Source organism: Pseudomonas sp. LH21 (genome assembly GCF_036549575.1).
Taxonomy (GTDB): domain Bacteria; phylum Pseudomonadota; class Gammaproteobacteria; order Pseudomonadales; family Pseudomonadaceae; genus Aquipseudomonas; species Aquipseudomonas peradeniyensis.
Map to the genome: position 1 here is coordinate 5,060,569 of NZ_CP144367.1, position 16,938 is coordinate 5,077,506.

The following is a 16,938-nucleotide window of genomic DNA, read 5'->3' on the forward strand; positions in this document are numbered from 1 at the left end:
AAATGAATGCGCTTGCACCTGTAGAAACCTGCGCCGACCGATTTTGACTTTGATTTTCAGAGCGTGGGTTTTGAAAGTTATACGTTCATTCATTGGCGATGGCGACGCATAGTCACCTTTCCGCCCTTACGGCGGGTCCCTTTTTGAAGGATCAAAAAGGAACCAAAAAATCCTCGCTCCGTTCATCCGGCCCCTACGCTTCGCTCCGGGGTCCCCTCACTCCGGTCTTGCTCCCGGGAGGACCGCGCTGAACGCCCCATCCTGGGGCGCAGCGCTTGACGGGCATCCATGCCCGTCACCTCCCTCCGCAAGACCTGCGTTCGGCCTCCTGAAGTCGCAATTGGCGTTGCCTGAACTACCGCGCGCTTAGAAGCAAAGCAAAAGCAACGGCAAGGGCAACGGCAAGGGCAAGGGCAAGGGCAAGGGCAAGGGCAAGGGCAAGGGCAAGGGCAGGATGCCGTGAGTGGTTGCGAACCACCGCTCCGGCTCATTGTCCCTATACTCCGAAGCACCGCTGCACACCACGACCTTCGCAGGTGGGTTTGCCCTCACGCTTGTGTCATCATGCTCCGACCGCCGGTTTAGCCTCTTTAATAAGCCTCTATGAACAAATCCTACGCATTGCTGCTTGCCCTCGCCCTGCTTCAAGGCTGCCAAAGCCTGGCCCCGAAGACGGACGCCCAGTCGCCCGCCGTCGACGCCGGCAAGAGCGCGGAAAAGCCCGTGGTGTACGGATCGTTCAAGCAGGACACCCTGTACAGCCTGCTGGTGGCGGAACTGGCCGGCCAGCGCAACCGCTTCGACATCGCCCTGGCCAACTACGTCGACCAGGCCGAAAAGACCCAGGATCCGGCCGTCTCCGAGCGCGCCTATCGCATCGCCGAATACCTCGGCGCCGACGAGCCAGCCCTGGACACCGCGATGATCTGGGCCCGCAACGATCCGCAGAACCTCGACGCCCAGCGCGCCGCGGCCATCCAGCTGGCCCGCGCCGGACGCTACGACGATTCCATGACCTACATGGAAAAGGTGCTGCAGGGCCAGGGCGACACCCACTTCGATTTCCTCGCCCTGGCGGCCGCCGAGACCGACCAGAGCACCCGTGACGGCCTGCTGCAGAGCTTCGACCGCCTGCTGGTGAAATACCCCGACAACGGCCAGCTGGTGTTCGGCAAGGCCCTGCTGCTCAACCAGGACGACAAGCCGCAACAGGCCCTCGACCTGCTCGAAGCCCATCCGCCGAAGAACGGCGAAATCGCCCCGGTACTACTGCGCGCCCGTCTGCTGCAAGCCCTGGACCGTGGCCCCGAGGCCCTGCCACTGCTGCGTGGAGCGATCCGCGACAACCCCGAGGACAAGCGCCTGCGCCTGACCTACGCCCGCACCCTGGTCGAGCAGGATCGCATCGACGACGCCAAGGCCGAATTCGAAAGCCTGCTGCAGCAGTACCCCGAAGACGACGAAATCCGCTACTCGCTGGCCCTGGTGTGCCTGGAAACCAAACACTGGGACGAAGCAGAGGGCTACCTGCAGGAACTGGTCGAGCGTGACGCCAACGTCGACGCCGCCCACCTCAACCTGGGCCGCATCCGCGAAGAGCGCAGCCAGCCGGCCGCCGCCCTGCGCGAATACGCCCTGGTCGGCCCCGGCCCGGACTACCTGCCGGCGCAACTGCGCCAGGCCGATATCCTCATCGCCAACGGCCGCAGCGCCGAAGCCTCGCGGATACTCGCCGAAGCCCGCGAGGCCCAGCCGGACTACGCCATCCAGCTGTACCTGATCGAAGCCGAAAGCCTGGGCAACAACGGCAAGGAGGCCCAGGCCGGTCAAGTGCTGGCGCAGGCGATCAAGCGCTACCCGGACGACCTCAACCTGCTCTATACCCGCGCCATGCTCGCCGAGAAGCGCAACGACCTGGCGCAGATGGAGAAAGACCTGCGCGCGATCCTTGCCCGCGAGCCGGAAAACGCCATGGCCCTCAACGCCCTGGGCTACACCCTGGCCGATCGCACCACCCGCTACAGCGAGGCCAAGGCCCTGATCGACAAGGCCCACCAGCTCACCCCCGACGACCCGGCGGTGCTCGACAGCCTGGGCTGGGTGGCCTATCGCATGGGCAACCTCGAGGAAGCCGAACGCCAGCTGCGCCTGGCCTTCGAGCGCTTCCCCGACCATGAAGTCGCCGCCCACCTGGGCGAAGTCCTCTGGGCCAACGGCAAACGCCGCGAAGCCCGCCAAGTCTGGGCCAAGGGCTTCGAAGCCCAGGCCGACAGCCCCATCCTGCGCAAGACCCTGCTGCGCCTGACCGGATCCGAGAGCCTGTAAACCATGTTCCTGCGTCATTGCATTACCTTTACCCTCATCGCCCTGCTCGCCGGTTGCGCCGGTTTCGGCAGCAAGGAAGCCGTACAAGGCCAGGGCAACCCGCAGCTGTGGCGCGAGCACAAACAGCAGCTCGGCAGCCTCGACGGCTGGCAGATCAACGGCAAGGTCGGCATCCGCGCCCCACGCGACTCCGGCAGCGGCACCTTGTTCTGGCTGCAACGCCAGGACTACTACGACATCCGCCTGGCCGGCCCCCTGGGCCGCGGTGCGGCGCGCCTGACCGGGCGCCCCGGCGGCGTGATACTGGAAGTGGCCAACCAGGGCCGCTACGAGGCCGCCAACCCCGAGGCGCTGCTGGAAGAACAACTGGGCTGGCGCCTGCCGGTGTCGCACCTGGTCTGGTGGGTGCGCGGCCTGCCCGCTCCGGACAGCAAGAGCCAGCTGACCCTCGACGGCGACAGTCGCCTGGCCAGCCTTCACCAGGATGGCTGGCAGGTCGAGTACCTGAGCTATGTGGAGCAGAACGGCTACTGGCTGCCCGAGCGCCTCAAGCTGCACGGCGAGAACATCGACGTGACCCTGGTGGTCAAGGACTGGCAGCCACGCCAGCTGGGGCATTAATACAATGCAGAAACTGACCCTGCCCGCCCCGGCCAAGCTCAACCTCTGGCTGCACATCACCGGCCGCCGCGCCGACGGCTACCACGAGCTGGAAACCGTGTTCCAGTTCCTCGAGCACGGCGACGAACTGAGCTTCGCCCTGCGCGAGGACGGCCAGATCCGCCTGCAGACTGAAATTGAAGGCGTGCCCCACGACAGCAACCTGATCGTCCGCGCCGCGCGCCTGCTGCAGGCACAGTCCGGCACCCCGCTCGGCGCCGACATCTGGCTGCACAAGGTATTGCCCATGGGCGGCGGCATCGGTGGCGGCAGCTCCGACGCTGCCACCACCCTGCTGGCGCTCGCCCATCTGTGGCAGCTGGACTGGGATGAAGACCGCCTGGCCAGCCTGGGCCTGTCACTCGGCGCCGATGTGCCGGTGTTCGTCCGTGGTCACGCGGCCTTCGCCCAGGGTGTCGGCGAGCAGCTGACCCCGGTCGACCCCGAGGAACCCTGGTATGTCGTGCTGGTGCCGCAAGTGTCTGTCAGCACAGCGGAAATTTTTTCGCATCCGGAGTTGACACGTGATTCCCTCCCCCTTAAGATGCGCCCCGTTCCCGAGGGAAACAGTCGAAATGACTGCCAACCGGTAGTAGAGCAACGGTATCCTGAAGTTCGCAATGCGCTGATTTCACTGGGTAAATTCACCGAAGCACGAATGACCGGCACTGGAAGTTGTGTGTTTGGGGCCTTCCCAAGCAAAGCCGAAGCTGATAGAGTTCTGGCCCTTCTTTCAGAGACCCAAACAGGGTTTGTGGCGAAAGGAAGCAATGTTTCGATGTTGCATCGCAAGCTGCAAGTTCTGATCAAGAAGTCGAGTTCATAAGAATTCGCAGCAACAGATACAGGGGCGTCGCCAAGCGGTAAGGCAGCAGGTTTTGATCCTGCCATGCGTTGGTTCGAATCCAGCCGCCCCTGCCATTTCTTATACTCATCCAGGTTACCCTCAGCCTTCAGGTACTGCGCGTGTCCAAGATGATGGTCTTCACGGGGAATGCCAACCCCGATCTGGCTCGGCGTGTCGTACGTCAGCTGCATATTCCACTGGGTGATGTTTCTGTCGGTAAGTTCTCCGACGGCGAAATCAGTGCTGAAATCAATGAAAATGTCCGCGGTAAGGACGTCTTCATCATTCAGCCCACCTGTGCTCCAACCAACGACAATCTGATGGAACTGGTCGTGATGGCAGATGCCTTCCGCCGCTCCTCAGCGTCGCGAATCACCGCCGTGATTCCCTACTTCGGATACGCCCGCCAGGACCGCCGTCCGCGTTCGGCACGTGTAGCCATCAGCGCCAAAGTCGTCGCTGACATGCTCACTGTCGTGGGTATCGACCGTGTTCTCACCGTCGACCTGCACGCTGACCAGATCCAGGGTTTCTTCGATATCCCCGTCGACAACATCTACGGCTCGCCCGTACTGGTCGACGACATCGAGGACCAGCGTTTCGAGAACCTGATGATCGTTTCCCCGGACATCGGTGGTGTGGTGCGTGCTCGCGCCGTCGCCAAGTCCCTGGGCGTCGATCTCGGGATCATCGACAAGCGCCGCGAAAAGGCTAACCACTCCGAGGTTATGCACATCATCGGCGACGTCGAAGGACGCACCTGCATCCTGGTAGACGACATGGTCGACACCGCCGGCACCCTGTGCCACGCGGCCAAGGCCCTGAAAGAACACGGTGCCGCCAAGGTCTACGCCTACTGCACGCACCCTGTCCTGTCGGGCCGCGCGATCGAGAACATCGAGAAGTCGGTACTGGACGAGCTGGTGGTGACCAACACCGTGCCGCTGTCCGCCGCTGCTCAAGCCTGTGACCGTATCCGCCAGCTGGATATCGCACCGGTTGTCGCTGAAGCGGTCCGCCGCATCAGCAACGAAGAATCGATCAGCGCGATGTTCCGCTAAGCGGAACACTCGCTGACGAAAAGCGCCCCGCCCCAACACTGGTTGTTGGGGCGGGGCTTTTTTGCCGTCCCCGTCTGGCGCTGGTCGCAAACGCCTTTCGGGAGGCTAATTTGGAGAAACAAAATGACTGACTTCATCCTGAACGCCCAAGCGCGTACTGACCTGGGGAAAGGTGCGAGCCGCCGCCTGCGTCACTCCGCCAACATCCCTGCCGTTGTCTACGGTGGCGATAAAGAAGCCCAATCCCTGACCATCGTGGCCAAGGAAATCGCCAAGCTGTTCGAAAACGAAGCTGCCTTCAGCCACGTGATCGAACTGAACGTCGACGGCGCCAAGCAAAACGTCGTGGTCAAGGCCATGCAGCGTCACCCAGCCAAAGGCTTCATCATGCACGCCGACTTCGTTCGCGTCGTTGCTGGCCAGAAGCTGACCGCCAAGGTTCCAGTTCACTTCGTCGGTGAAGAAGCCCCGATCAAGAAAGGCGGCGAAATCTCGCACGTCGTTTCCGAGATCGAAGTGTCCTGCGAAGCCAAGGACCTGCCTGAGTTCATCGAAGTCGACCTGTCCAAGGCCGAAGTCGGCACCATCATCCACCTGTCGGACCTGAAAGCTCCGAAAGGCGTAGAGTTCGTCGCTCTGGCCCACGGTGATGACAAAGCTGTTGCCAACGTCCACGCCCCGCGCGTTGCCGCTGAAGCTGCTGAAGGCGCTGCCGAGTAATCCACTCGCACGCCGGCGTTGATCGGGTTACAGTGCCGCGCGCACCGTAACCCACCAACTCCAAGGAAGAGCCCCTGACGTGACCGCCATCCAGTTGATCGTCGGCCTGGGTAACCCCGGCCCCGAATACGAACAGACCCGGCATAACGCAGGGGCTCTTTTCGTTGAACGCCTCGCCAGCGCCCAGCGTGTTTCGCTGTCCGCTGACAAAAAGTATTTCGGCCTGACGGCTAAGTTCAGCCATCAGGGCAACGATGTTCGCCTGTTGATCCCCACCACCTACATGAACCGTAGCGGCCAGTCCGTGGCGGCTCTGGCCAATTTCTTCCGCATCAAGCCGGAAGCGATCCTGGTGGCCCACGACGAACTCGACCTGCCTCCCGGCGTCGCCAAGCTCAAGAAGGGCGGCGGCCACGGCGGGCACAACGGCCTGCGCGACATCATCGCGCAGCTCGGCAACCAGAACGACTTCCACCGCCTGCGGCTTGGCATCGGCCACCCGGGCGACGCCAAACTGGTCTCCAACTTCGTCCTGGGCCGGGCGCCACGCGCCGAGCAGGAGAAGCTCGACGCCAGCATCGATTTTGCCCTCGGCGTGATGCCCGACGTGCTGGCCGGCGACTTCGCCAAGGCCATGCGCGAACTGCACAGCCAGAAGGCCTGACACTTTACGAAAGGGGAATACCCATGGGTTTCAATTGCGGCATCGTCGGCCTGCCCAACGTCGGCAAGTCCACCCTGTTCAACGCCCTGACCAAGTCTGGCATCGCGGCGGAGAACTTCCCCTTCTGCACCATCGAGCCGAACAGCGGCATCGTGCCGATGCCCGACGCGCGCCTCAACGCCCTGGCCGAGATCGTCAAGCCGAACCGCATCCTGCCGACCACCATGGAGTTCGTCGACATCGCCGGCCTGGTCGCCGGTGCCTCCAAGGGTGAAGGCCTGGGCAACAAGTTCCTCGCCAACATCCGCGAGACCGACGCCATCGCCCACGTGGTGCGCTGCTTCGAAGACGAGAACGTGATCCACGTCTCCAACAGCGTCGACCCCAAGCGCGACATCGAGATCATCGACCTCGAACTGATCTTCGCCGACCTCGACAGCTGCGAGAAGCAACTGCAGAAGGTCGCCCGCAACGCCAAGGGCGGCGACAAGGAAGCCCTGGCACAGAAGGCCATCCTCGAGCAGCTCATCCCCCACTTCACCGAAGGCAAGCCTGCGCGCAGCCTGATGAAGAACATGAGCGCCGAAGACAAGGCGGTGATTCGCGGCTTCCACCTGCTGACCAGCAAACCGGTCATGTACATCGCCAACGTCGCCGAAGACGGCTTCGACAACAACCCGCACCTGGACGTGGTCAAGGCCATTGCCGAGGAAGAAGGCGCGGTGGTGGTGCCGGTGTGCAACAAGATCGAAGCCGAGATCGCCGAGCTGGACGACGGTGAAGAGAAAGACATGTTCCTCGAGGCCCTGGGCCTGGAAGAACCTGGCCTGAACCGCGTGATCCGCGCCGGTTACGAGCTGCTCAACCTGCAGACCTACTTCACTGCTGGCGTGCAGGAAGTACGTGCCTGGACCGTGCGCGTGGGCGCCACCGCCCCACAGGCAGCCGGCGTGATCCACACCGACTTCGAGAAAGGCTTCATCCGCGCCGAAGTGGTGGCCTACGACGACTTCATCCAGTTCAAGGGTGAGAGCGGCGCCAAGGAAGCCGGCAAGTGGCGCCTGGAAGGCAAGGACTACATCGTCAAGGACGGTGACGTGATGCACTTCCGCTTCAACGTCTGATGCCCCGCTCCTGAAAAAAACCCGCTCCGGCGGGTTTTTTTTCGCCTGCAGAAAAGCCCTACACCCCGCGCCAGCAAAGACCGACATGCATATCGGCAAATTTGCATGCCCAAATATTTCCACAAATGCATTGACTGCATATGCATACATGCATAACCTGTGTCTCGAGCCGGACAGCAACCGGTTGTTACACAGGCAGCGATGAACAGGCCTCGACTGTTCAGAGGGTTGGCAACTGGCCCGGGTGTGCAGCGTAAAGCACCACGATCAGTTTTCCGGCGGGCAGACGGCCGCGGTCGGAGTCACCAATTCGAAGCGCAACCGCATGGCGTCACCAGTCGTGGCCAGCGGTTGGACAACGCATTACTGAAAAGCCTGCATGGCGGGCTTTTTGGAATGCCGAGCATGACTTCGGCGGTTCTCCGAACCCTGTGGAAGCGGGCAATCCCCCCACGTACTCAACGATGCATTTCTCAGCCACCTCGCCCTGTAAGGAGGCCTCCCCATGAACCAGTTGAAAGCACTCACCACCTATCTGCTCGAACGCAAGCTGGTGCCTGCCGGGCAACTGCACGCCTGGGCCCAGCAGCTGGACCTGCAACTGGCCTGGACGCAAACCGAACTGGGCCTGCACATGGGCAACCTGCGCTACCGCGCCCTGTTCGACTTCGACGACTTCAGCGGTCATCCCGGGCGGCTGATGGCGCTCGCCGGCAGCTGGCTGGAAGCCAACGACCCCGGGCGTCACCTGTTCGCCCTGCCGGCACCGGCCCTCGCCGTCAAGCAGAAGGTCCCGGGCAGCGACCTGCTCGATGTGTCGCTGGTCCTGGAGTTCGTCGAGCCGCTTTACCTGACCGAGGACACGGCCGGCGAGATCGAGGTGTTCGGCAAGACCTGGTCATTCCAGCCCTACGACCTGTGGGTCGCCGAGCAAGGCGATATCGCCCTGCCGGGCAGCCCCCTCCCCTGACCCATTACCCGGGCTGTAACGCCCGCCCCGCCAGCAACCTGATCGGCAGGTCCTGGCACACCCCTTCAATCACCCCGCTAACGAGGCAACCTATGGCACTCGGTAAAATCAGCGTGAACAATCTCAACCTCGGCCAGGGTGCCGTGACCGAGATCGAACGCTACTTCCTCTTCATCGGCCCCGCCGCCAAGAACGTCGGCAAGCTGTTGACCCTGAACACGGACAGCGACCTGGACAACGAGCTGGGCGTGACCGCCAGCGACCTGAAGACCCAACTGATCGCCGCCCGGGCCAACGGTGGCGACCGCTGGGCCTGCCTGGCCGCGCCGATCGGCGCCGAAGGCGACTGGGCAAGCGCCCTGGAGTACGCCCAGCAACACGGCTACTCGGTCGAAGGCATCGTCATCACCAAGCCGGCGACCGCTGGCGCGGAACTGCTGGCCATGCACACCGCCGCCGAACAGCTGAACGCCCGCTATGGCCGACGTTCGTTCGTCCTGGCCGCGTCCGCCGGCATCCTGCCGACCGTGACCTGGTCGGATTACCTGCTCGAGCAGAAGGCGCTCACCGACGGTATCGCCGCGCCACGTGTCGTGGTGGTGCCGCAGCTGCACGGCAACGACCTGGGCGTGCTCGCCGGGCGCTTGGCCAACGCCGCCTGGAGCATCGCCGATACCCCGATGCGCGTCGCCAGCGGCCCTGTCCTGGGCCTGGGCACGGTGCCCGCGGACAAGGACGGCGTGCCACTGCCATCGGCGGTGCGCAGCGAGCTGGACAAGGCACGCTTCTCCGTCTCGCAGACCTACCCGGACTACGAGGGCGTGTACTGGGGCGATGCCAACATGCTCGACACCGCCGCCAGCGACTTCCAGGTCCTGGAATACCTGCGCCTGGCCGACAAGGCCGCCCGCCAGGTCCGCCCGCTGCTGATCCGCCGCATCGGCGACCGTCGCCTGAACAACAGCCCCGCCAGCATGGCCGCCAACACCAGCGCGCTGATGGCGCCGCTGCGACGGATGGCCAAGGCGGTGAAATTCGCCGGCGAAGTGTTCCCCGGCGAAATCCAGCCACCGCGCGACGGCGACCTGGTCATCGTCTGGAAAAGCCACACCCAGGTGGAAGTGTTCATTCGCATCCGCCCGCACAACTGCCCCAAGGACATCACCGCGAACATCGCGCTGGACCTTTCCCAGGACAACCAGGAGTAACCCATGGCCAAGATCAGTGGCTTGAACTTCGACATCAACGTGGGCGACCTGAAGATCCACGTTGAGAGCGCAACCCTCGACATCACCGACAACAGCGCCGTGGCGCACACCAAGGGTGTGCCTGACGGCTGGGTCGCCGGCAACGTGACCGCCAGCGGCGAGCTGGAGGTGGACACCAGCAACTTCAACCTGATCATCGAAGCCGCCGCCAAGGCCGGCAGCTTCCGTCAGCTGGGGACCTTCGACCAGCTGTTCTACGCCAAGACCCCCACCGACGAGATCCGCGTCGAGGCCTTCGGCTGCCGCCTCAAGATCTCCAACCTGCTCAACATCGACGCCAAGGGCGGCGAGAAGACCAAGCACAAGCTGCCGTTCGACGTCACCAGCCCGGACTTCGTCCACGTCAACGGCGTGCCGTACCTGTCCTTCGCCGAGGTCGAGGGCCTGAGCTGATGGTGTGCCCATTCGACCGCGCCCAGGCCCTGGAACAGCTCAGGCGTGATCTGGCGATCGCCGCCGTCCGTGGCCGACGCGTGGCGACTGGGCCCAGCCTCACCCACTGCACGGACTGCGGCGACGAGATCGCCGAGGCGCGCCGCGCCCTGGGCGGCATGCGCCGCTGCGTTCCCTGCCAACAGCTTCACGAGCGCGGCCGCTGAACACAGCGCCCGCCACGTTCTTTTCGATTCCCGTATTCCAATGGAGTAGTACCCCATGACCCAACGCACCGAAATCACCCTGGAAGTCGGCGACCTGTCCCTGGACTTCGCCATCGATCCGGCGCTGATGACCAAGTACATCAACGCCCTGACCCCCTCCAACAAGGTCGCTCCGGCCAACAACCTGCTGGTCACCGCCGTGAAACCCGAGCACAAGGACCAGCTCAAGCCGCTGCTGGCCAACCCGATGACCGTTATCCAGCTGGCCGGCGCCCTGGTCGAGGAGTACGCCCCAACCGTGGAAGTCACCGTAAAAAAGCGCTCGGCCACGCAGAGCGACTGACCGAGGACGGCCTGGGCCAACTGCTGGCCCTGGCCGAACGCTGGCTGCCCGGTGCGCCGTCCACGCCCGAGAACCTGGGCACGGCCAAGTGGCTGGAGGACGAGCACTGGCGGCGAATGGAAATCGCCATCGCCAACGGCATCGCCCGTGCATTCAATGGAGGCTGACATCCCATGAGCGCGAACAACGCAATCAGCCGGCTGGATTTCATCCTGTCGCTGACCGATAAAGTCACCGCGCCGCTGGCGAGGATGACCCAAGGGTTCAACAATCTGAGCGAAAAAAGCCAGGCCGCCATCAAGCAGATCAGCGAGGGCACGCAGAGGCTGCAAAGCTCTGCCGGCAGCTTTGGCACCTTCCTTGAGCCCGCCCTGGAAATGAACCGTGCCCTTGGGGATGTACGCTCGCTCGGCGTGGCCGAGGACGCCCTGGAGGCCTTGAACAAGAAAGCCCTGATGTTCTCCATCGCCTATGGCGAGAACGCCCGGGACTTCGTCGCCTCGGCGTACAAGATCGAGGGCGCGATCAAAGGTCTGTCCGGCTCCCAGTTGGCCACGTTCACCTACGCCAGCAGCGTGCTGGCCAAGGCCACCAAGTCCGACCAGGGCGTGATGGCCGAGTATGTCGGCACGATGTACAACCTGCAGAAGCAGCAGGCCGACGCCATGGGCAAGGGCCAATGGGTCAAGATCCTGGGCGGGCAGACCGCCCTGGCGGTCCAGCTGTTCCGCACCAGCGGCGAACAGATGAAGGATGGTTTCAAGGAGGCCGGTGCCCAGGCCTCCGCCGCCGGCATCGGCCTGGCCGAGCAGATGGCCGTGATCGGCAGCCTGTCCGGCAGCATGGACGGCAGCGCGGCCGGCGGGCTTTACAAAGCCTTCTTCGAGAACATCGAGGACGCCTCGGACAAGCTCGGCATGAAGTTCACCGACGCCAATGGCAAGGTCCTGCCGATGCTCGACATCCTGGCCAAGCTGCAGGGCAAGTTCGGCGACCTGCGCGGCGCGGCGGCCAACGCCAAGATCACCGAGGCCTTCGGCGGTGAGGCGGCTCAGCTCATCGGCGCCCTGGCCCAGGACACCGACCGCCTGAAGAACGGCATCGACAAACTCGGCCAGGTACGCGGCCTGGAACAGGCCGAACAGATGGCCAAGGCCATGGTCGACCCCTGGCAGCAGTTCGGGGCTGCCGTGAAAGCGCTGCGTATCGCCTTCGGCCAGGCGCTGATTCCCATCCTGCAACCGCTGATGACACGCCTGGTCGAGATCGCCCAGACCCTGGTCCGCTGGATCAAGCTGTTTCCCAACATCACCCGGGTGATCGCCATCGCCACCCTGGCGATCCTTGGCACCAGCGCCGCGCTGACCGCGCTTGCAGTGCTGAGCGGACTGGCCCGGATAGCCATGCTGGGGGCACAGGCCGCCTGGGCCCTGCTCAACATGACCGGTTTGAAGAGCATCTTCATGTTCCTCCGGCACGCCTTGGTGCTGTCGATCTTCCTGACAAGCCTGATCGCCATGTACGCCTGGATGGGGATCGTGAGGCTCGCCACCCTTGCCTGGCAAGGCGCGCTCTGGCTGGTGAACGCCGCACTCCTGGCCAACCCGATCATCCTCATCATCGCGGGCATCATCGCGTTGGTCGCTGCCGTGGTCCTGGTCATTGCCTACTGGGACGAGCTCAAGGCCGCGTTCCTGGACAGTGCCGCCTTCCAGTGGGTCAGCGCACAGCTGGACGCACTGAGCACGTGGTTCACCGACATGGGCGGCTGGACCGGCATGGCCAAGGCGGCCTGGGACGGCATCGTCAAGATCTTCCGCAGTTCACTCGACCAGGTGATCGAGTGGTTGAACAAGATCCCGGGCGTCAACATCGAGACCTCGTTCGCCGATCTGCCGGAAGCACCCAAGGTGCCAGGGCTTGCCAGCCAGGTCGCGCCGATCGGCGTACTGCCCATGAGCAGCACGCAGCCACTGCTCAAGACCCTGATGCAGGTGCCACCTGCGGCCCCGCACACGGCTTCGATGGCACCCGCTGCCCTCGCCCCCAGCATGGCCAGCGCGCCGGTCGAGCAACTCGAGCAGCAGCGCCAGCGCATGACCCAGACCGCACTCAACCTCTCGCCGGCCAGCCCGACGAGCGTTCCCCAGGGAGGCCTGATGAACCAGATCCAGAACACCACCCAGACGCAGGACCGGCGCATGCATGTCGAGAAGGTGGAGATCAACACCAGCAAGGCCATGAACCCGCTGGAGCTGGAACAGATGATGGCAATGGCGGTGGGCTGATGAGTGACTACATCGACCTGCTGATCCACGACAACGACCTGGTCCTGGACCCTTCCCACCAACCGCTGCTGATCGAGGACCGGGCCAGCATCGCTCAGGACATCGCCCACATGATCCGCGACAGCGGCCTGCTGGTGACCCTGGTGGCCGAGCGCAGCCGCCAGCGCCAGGCCGACTGCATCCTGCAACTGGAGCTGCTGGTGGAGGACGACGAGCGCCTGCTGCCGGGTACGGCCCGCGTCCTGGAAGAGCATCCGGGCCACTACCTGGTCACGGCGAAAACCCTGAAATTCGGTGATATCGAGGTATACCTGTGAGCGACTTGGACTTTCGCAAGGTGCTGGCCGACGCCGGCATTCCCACCACTGAGGCGGCCCTGCACCAGGCCTGGGAGGCCGAAGTGGCCGCCCAGGGCAGCAAGCTCAGCAACACCAGCGCCTACTCGCCGTTCTGGCGCGTGGTGACGGCGCTGGTGACCAAGCCGGTGCTGTGGCTGGTCGGTTTCATCAGCGACACCGTGCTGCCCAACTTCTTCGTCAAGACGGCCAGCGGCGCCTGGCTGGACAGCCTGGCCTGGGCGGTGAACGTCGAGCGCAAGGGCGCGACCAAGGCCCAGGGCCAGCTGTTGTTCACCCGTGAGAACAGCGCCGGCGAGCTGCTGATGCGCGCCGGCGTGGTGGTGCAATCCGCCGCGATCAACGGCCACGTCTACCAGCTGGTGACGGTCGAGGATGCTGTGTTCCCCGACGGCCGCCTGCAACAGTCGGTCAAGGTCCAGGCGCAGCAGGTAGGCAGCGGCTACAACCTGGCGCCCGGCTACTACGCCATCCTGCCCGAGCCGGTGCAGGGGATCGTCCAGGTGGTCAACGACGACGGCTGGATGACCTCGCCCGGAGCCGACCCCGAGCCCGACGATCAGCTGCGCCTGCGCACCCGCAACCAGTTCAGCGCGGTCAACCAGTGGCACACCGACGCGGTCTACCGCGCCATGATCGCCGCCTTCCCGGGGGTGCGCCCCGATGGCGTGTACTTCCTCCACGACGCACCGCGTGGTCCGGGCAGCGCCAACGCCTACGTGCTGTTCGACGCCGACGTGCCGGCGGAATCGTACCTGGAGCAGATCAACGCCCACGTGCGCGACCAAGGCAACCACGGCCACGGCGACGACCTGCTGGTGATGGTCATGCCCGAGACCCGCCACGACATCGCGCTGACGGTCTGGCCGCAGGCGAACCTGACGGCGAAGCGGCGCGAGGCGCTGCAGCAAGGCATCACCCAGTTCATCCGTGCGGCGTTCCGCGAAAGCACGGCCAGCGACTATCGCCCGACCCTGACCTACCCACAGTCGCGGTTCTCCTTCAGCCGCCTGGCCGAGGAGCTGCACCAGGCCTTCGCCGACATCGAGTCGCTGCATTTCGCCAGCGAGGACATCGTCTCGCAGCTGAGCATCGCGCGCATCGCCAACCTGCGGGTGGACCTGGTATGAGCCCGCTGAAACTGCCGTTCTGGCTCGCCGGCACCGAACTGACCAAGCTCAAGGACGCCGCCCAGGCCTGGTGGGCCAGGGTGACCGAGTGGCTGCGCTGGCCGCTGCTGCAGATGGACGCCGAGACCTGCCACCTCACCGTGCTGGACCTGCTCGCCTGGCAGCGGGACATCACCCGCTTCAAGGACGAACCGGAAAGGCTGTACCGACTGCGGGTGAAGTTCGCCTTCATCAACGCGGTCGATGCCGGCAGCACTGCGGGGCTCAAGCGCATCCTGCGCCGGCTTGGCGTGGGCTATGTCGAGATCGACGAACGCCTGGCCGGCCGCGACTGGGACGTGGTCCTGCTGCGCCTTTCCGACTCGCAGCTGTCGGAGAACCCCGAGCTGCTGCGGGTACTGATCCAGCAGTACGGCCGGACCTGCCGCCGCTACGACTTCGTCAGCATCACCCCCGTCACCCTGCGCATCGGCGCAGCTCAATTCAACGACGACCAGCAGACGCTGGTCGCCACGCTTTAGGAGTCCGCCGTGGCCAGAATCACTTTCGCGGGCGAAAGCCTGATCGCCCAGAAGCAGGGGGCCAAAGAAGTCCTGCAGATCACCCGCTTCATCTACGCCAATGTACCCGGGCTCGACCCGAACACGCCGGTCGACCGCGCCGCGACCAAGCCGCCGGCCAGCCAGATCGTGCACAGCTACGACATCCCGGCGGGCAACAGCGGCTACGTGAACCCCAACCAGGTCGTCTACAGCTCGATGCTGGGCAGCGACATCGGCGACTTCGACTGGAACTGGATGGGACTTGAAAGCGCCGAGGGCGTACTGTTCGCCGTGGCCTACCTGCCGCTGCAGCAGAAGCGGCGCAACATCCCGCCGCTGCAGATCGGCAACAACGTCACCCGCAACATCCTGGTGGAGTACAGCGGCGCCCAGGAGCTTACCGGCATCACCATCGATGCCAGCACCTGGCAGCACGATTTCACCGTGCGCCTGAAAGGCATCGACGAGCGCGAGCGCCTGAGCAACCGCGACGTGTATGGGCGAGCGTGCTTCTTCGGCGACGGTCTGCAGTTCCAGAAAGTGGGTGACAACTACCAACTGGCAGCGGGCATTGCCTACCTGGAAGGCATGCGCCTGGAGCTGCCCAAGGCCGTGCCGCTGAGCCCGCCGCAAGGGGCGACCCAAGTGTGGATGCACATCACCTGGCAGCGCAAGCTGAACGATGTGATCCCCAGCTGGAAGGTGGTCTACCTGCCCGACCAGCAGGATTCCGTCACGCCAGACGGCTGGGTCTACTGCATCCAGCTGGCGGACATCACCAGCGCCGGAGTCATCGCCGACAAGCGCAAGTCCGCCCCCATCGCCGGCCCGCTGGTAGAGCACTTCGCCAGCCGCAAGTCGGTTGCGGACCTCGAGAACGGTGTCACCTCCGCCGGCAAGGCGCGCCAGCTGGCCGAAGCGCGTCAGATCGCGTTGCAGGGCGATGTCGTCGGACGAGTGGACTTCGACGGCTCCAGGAACGTGGCGATCCAGGCCACGCTTGCGGACATCGGCGTGGTGCCCGGGACTTACTCCAAAGTCACGATCAATGGCAAAGGCCAGGTCATCGGCAGCGAGGCACTGCTGCAGATCGACATCCCCAACCTTGACTGGAGCAAGATCACCAGCGGCAAACCGACCACCCTGCAAGGGTACGGCATCACCGATGCTATCAAACGCGGCGACTATGGATTAGCGACCAACTTCGCCTCCCTGAGCCCGGTCGACACGATCGGACTGGCCGGCGGCTTTCACACAATAGCCGACGGCGCGACCTCGCTGGCGAACTATTGCAGCGTGCTCAACATGCCGTACTACTCCGAGAAGTTCTCGGCTCAGATCGCGATGAGCCAGGGAGGCCCTGGAGTGCGCATGTTTGCCCGCGCCACGACCAACCAGGGGCAATGGACCCCAACCGTCGAGGTGTTCCATACCGGAAACCTGACGCCCGGTGCCATCGTTCCGCCAGGGACGCTCGTCCAGACTTTCAGCCATGCGGCACCGACGGGCACGCTTCGCTGCAATGGCGCGGCCGTCAGCCGGACGACCTTCGCAGCGTTGTTCGCGGCAATCGGCACCTCTTTCGGAGCAGGCGACGGGGCGACTACGTTCAACCTGCCAGATACCCGTGGCCTGTTCATCCGTGATGTCGATGACGGCAAAGGCCTGGATCTTGGACGAACACCAGGCACGGTCCAGCAAAACCAGAACCAGTACCACGCCCACTCAGCATCCTCGGGCAATGCCGGCTGGCACGCCCATGGCGGGAGCACCACCTCGGTCGCGGGTAGCCATACCCACGCCTTCAACTACGTGAATACGCCGACCACCCAGGATATCCCCGGGATCGGCGCGGCCATGCACCAGGCAGGCGTGAATTGGGCCGCCACCAACCGTATCCAAGCCGCCGGCGATCACAGCCATACCCTGAACATCGTTGGCGACGGCGTTCACGCTCACCCGGTAACGGTAGATCCCTCCGGCGGTAGCGAAGCACGCCCCGTGAACATGGCCCTGTACTACTACATCAAATACTGAGGTG

General features: G+C 64.2%; 18 protein-coding genes and 1 tRNA gene. All 19 read left to right on the forward strand.

From position 1 onward, the window contains the following. Window positions 1-603 precede the first annotated feature (603 nt). On the forward strand, window positions 604-2,325 hold the full coding sequence (locus VUG52_RS23025) for a tetratricopeptide repeat protein (RefSeq protein ID WP_050703730.1): 1,722 nt from the start codon (window positions 604-606) through the stop codon (window positions 2,323-2,325). 3 nt (window positions 2,326-2,328) lie between these two features. Continuing rightward, window positions 2,329-2,946 carry a lipoprotein insertase outer membrane protein LolB gene (gene lolB, locus VUG52_RS23030; protein ID WP_050703729.1) on the forward strand — a complete coding sequence of 206 codons (618 nt, stop codon included), beginning with the start codon at window positions 2,329-2,331 and terminating at the stop codon, window positions 2,944-2,946. Window positions 2,947-2,950: 4 nt separating this feature from the next. Next, window positions 2,951-3,811 (forward strand): 4-(cytidine 5'-diphospho)-2-C-methyl-D-erythritol kinase, encoded by an 861-nt coding sequence (ispE, locus tag VUG52_RS23035; RefSeq protein WP_050703728.1) that lies wholly within the window; start codon window positions 2,951-2,953, stop codon window positions 3,809-3,811. 20 nt (window positions 3,812-3,831) lie between these two features. After that, window positions 3,832-3,906 (forward strand) — tRNA-Gln (locus tag VUG52_RS23040). A gap of 45 nt (window positions 3,907-3,951) precedes the next feature. Then, a complete protein-coding gene (locus VUG52_RS23045; protein ID WP_016391678.1) occupies window positions 3,952-4,893 on the forward strand; it encodes a ribose-phosphate pyrophosphokinase in 942 nt (313 codons plus the stop codon). 123 nt (window positions 4,894-5,016) lie between these two features. Continuing rightward, window positions 5,017-5,613, forward strand: a complete 597-nt coding sequence (locus tag VUG52_RS23050) for a 50S ribosomal protein L25/general stress protein Ctc (RefSeq protein ID WP_011532196.1) — start codon at window positions 5,017-5,019, stop codon at window positions 5,611-5,613. Window positions 5,614-5,692: 79 nt separating this feature from the next. Then, complete coding sequence (gene pth / locus VUG52_RS23055; protein WP_050703727.1) at window positions 5,693-6,277, forward strand: aminoacyl-tRNA hydrolase; 585 nt, start codon at window positions 5,693-5,695, stop codon at window positions 6,275-6,277. Between the two features lie 23 nt (window positions 6,278-6,300). Further along, window positions 6,301-7,401 (forward strand): redox-regulated ATPase YchF, encoded by a 1,101-nt coding sequence (gene ychF, locus VUG52_RS23060; RefSeq protein ID WP_016713314.1) that lies wholly within the window; start codon window positions 6,301-6,303, stop codon window positions 7,399-7,401. Between the two features lie 505 nt (window positions 7,402-7,906). Next, window positions 7,907-8,371, forward strand: a complete 465-nt coding sequence (locus VUG52_RS23065) for a phage tail protein (protein ID WP_050703726.1) — start codon at window positions 7,907-7,909, stop codon at window positions 8,369-8,371. 92 nt (window positions 8,372-8,463) lie between these two features. After that, window positions 8,464-9,579: a DUF2586 domain-containing protein gene (locus VUG52_RS23070; protein WP_050703723.1), complete on the forward strand. Its 1,116-nt coding sequence runs from the start codon at window positions 8,464-8,466 to the stop codon at window positions 9,577-9,579. Window positions 9,580-9,582: 3 nt separating this feature from the next. Continuing rightward, entirely contained in the window at window positions 9,583-10,032 is a 450-nt protein-coding gene (locus VUG52_RS23075; RefSeq protein ID WP_050703722.1) for a phage protein, read from the forward strand. After that, entirely contained in the window at window positions 10,032-10,238 is a 207-nt protein-coding gene (locus tag VUG52_RS23080) for a TraR/DksA family transcriptional regulator (protein ID WP_050703721.1), read from the forward strand. Before VUG52_RS23075 ends, VUG52_RS23080 begins: the two co-directional genes overlap by 1 nt. 55 nt (window positions 10,239-10,293) lie before the next feature. After that, window positions 10,294-10,581 carry a putative phage tail assembly chaperone gene (locus tag VUG52_RS23085; RefSeq protein WP_050703720.1) on the forward strand — a complete coding sequence of 96 codons (288 nt, stop codon included), beginning with the start codon at window positions 10,294-10,296 and terminating at the stop codon, window positions 10,579-10,581. A 20-nt stretch (window positions 10,582-10,601) separates the two neighbouring features. After that, window positions 10,602-10,748 carry a DUF6890 family protein gene (locus VUG52_RS27360; RefSeq protein WP_371263118.1) on the forward strand — a complete coding sequence of 49 codons (147 nt, stop codon included), beginning with the start codon at window positions 10,602-10,604 and terminating at the stop codon, window positions 10,746-10,748. A gap of 6 nt (window positions 10,749-10,754) precedes the next feature. After that, the gene (locus VUG52_RS23090; protein WP_050703719.1) at window positions 10,755-12,869 is read left to right on the forward strand and encodes a phage tail tape measure protein; all 2,115 of its coding nucleotides are present in this window, start codon (window positions 10,755-10,757) and stop codon (window positions 12,867-12,869) included. Then, the gene (locus VUG52_RS23095) at window positions 12,869-13,186 is read left to right on the forward strand and encodes a DUF2590 family protein (protein ID WP_050703718.1); all 318 of its coding nucleotides are present in this window, start codon (window positions 12,869-12,871) and stop codon (window positions 13,184-13,186) included. Before VUG52_RS23090 ends, VUG52_RS23095 begins: the two co-directional genes overlap by 1 nt. Further along, window positions 13,183-14,355, forward strand: a complete 1,173-nt coding sequence (locus VUG52_RS23100) for a baseplate J/gp47 family protein (protein ID WP_050703717.1) — start codon at window positions 13,183-13,185, stop codon at window positions 14,353-14,355. The genes VUG52_RS23095 and VUG52_RS23100 overlap by 4 nt, the downstream gene beginning before the upstream one ends. Continuing rightward, a complete protein-coding gene (locus tag VUG52_RS23105; RefSeq protein ID WP_050703716.1) occupies window positions 14,352-14,876 on the forward strand; it encodes a phage tail protein in 525 nt (174 codons plus the stop codon). The genes VUG52_RS23100 and VUG52_RS23105 overlap by 4 nt, the downstream gene beginning before the upstream one ends. 9 nt (window positions 14,877-14,885) lie before the next feature. Continuing rightward, window positions 14,886-16,934, forward strand: coding sequence for a phage tail-collar fiber domain-containing protein (locus VUG52_RS23110; protein ID WP_050703715.1), 2,049 nt, complete (start codon window positions 14,886-14,888; stop codon window positions 16,932-16,934). The last annotated feature ends 4 nt before the right edge of the window (window positions 16,935-16,938 follow it).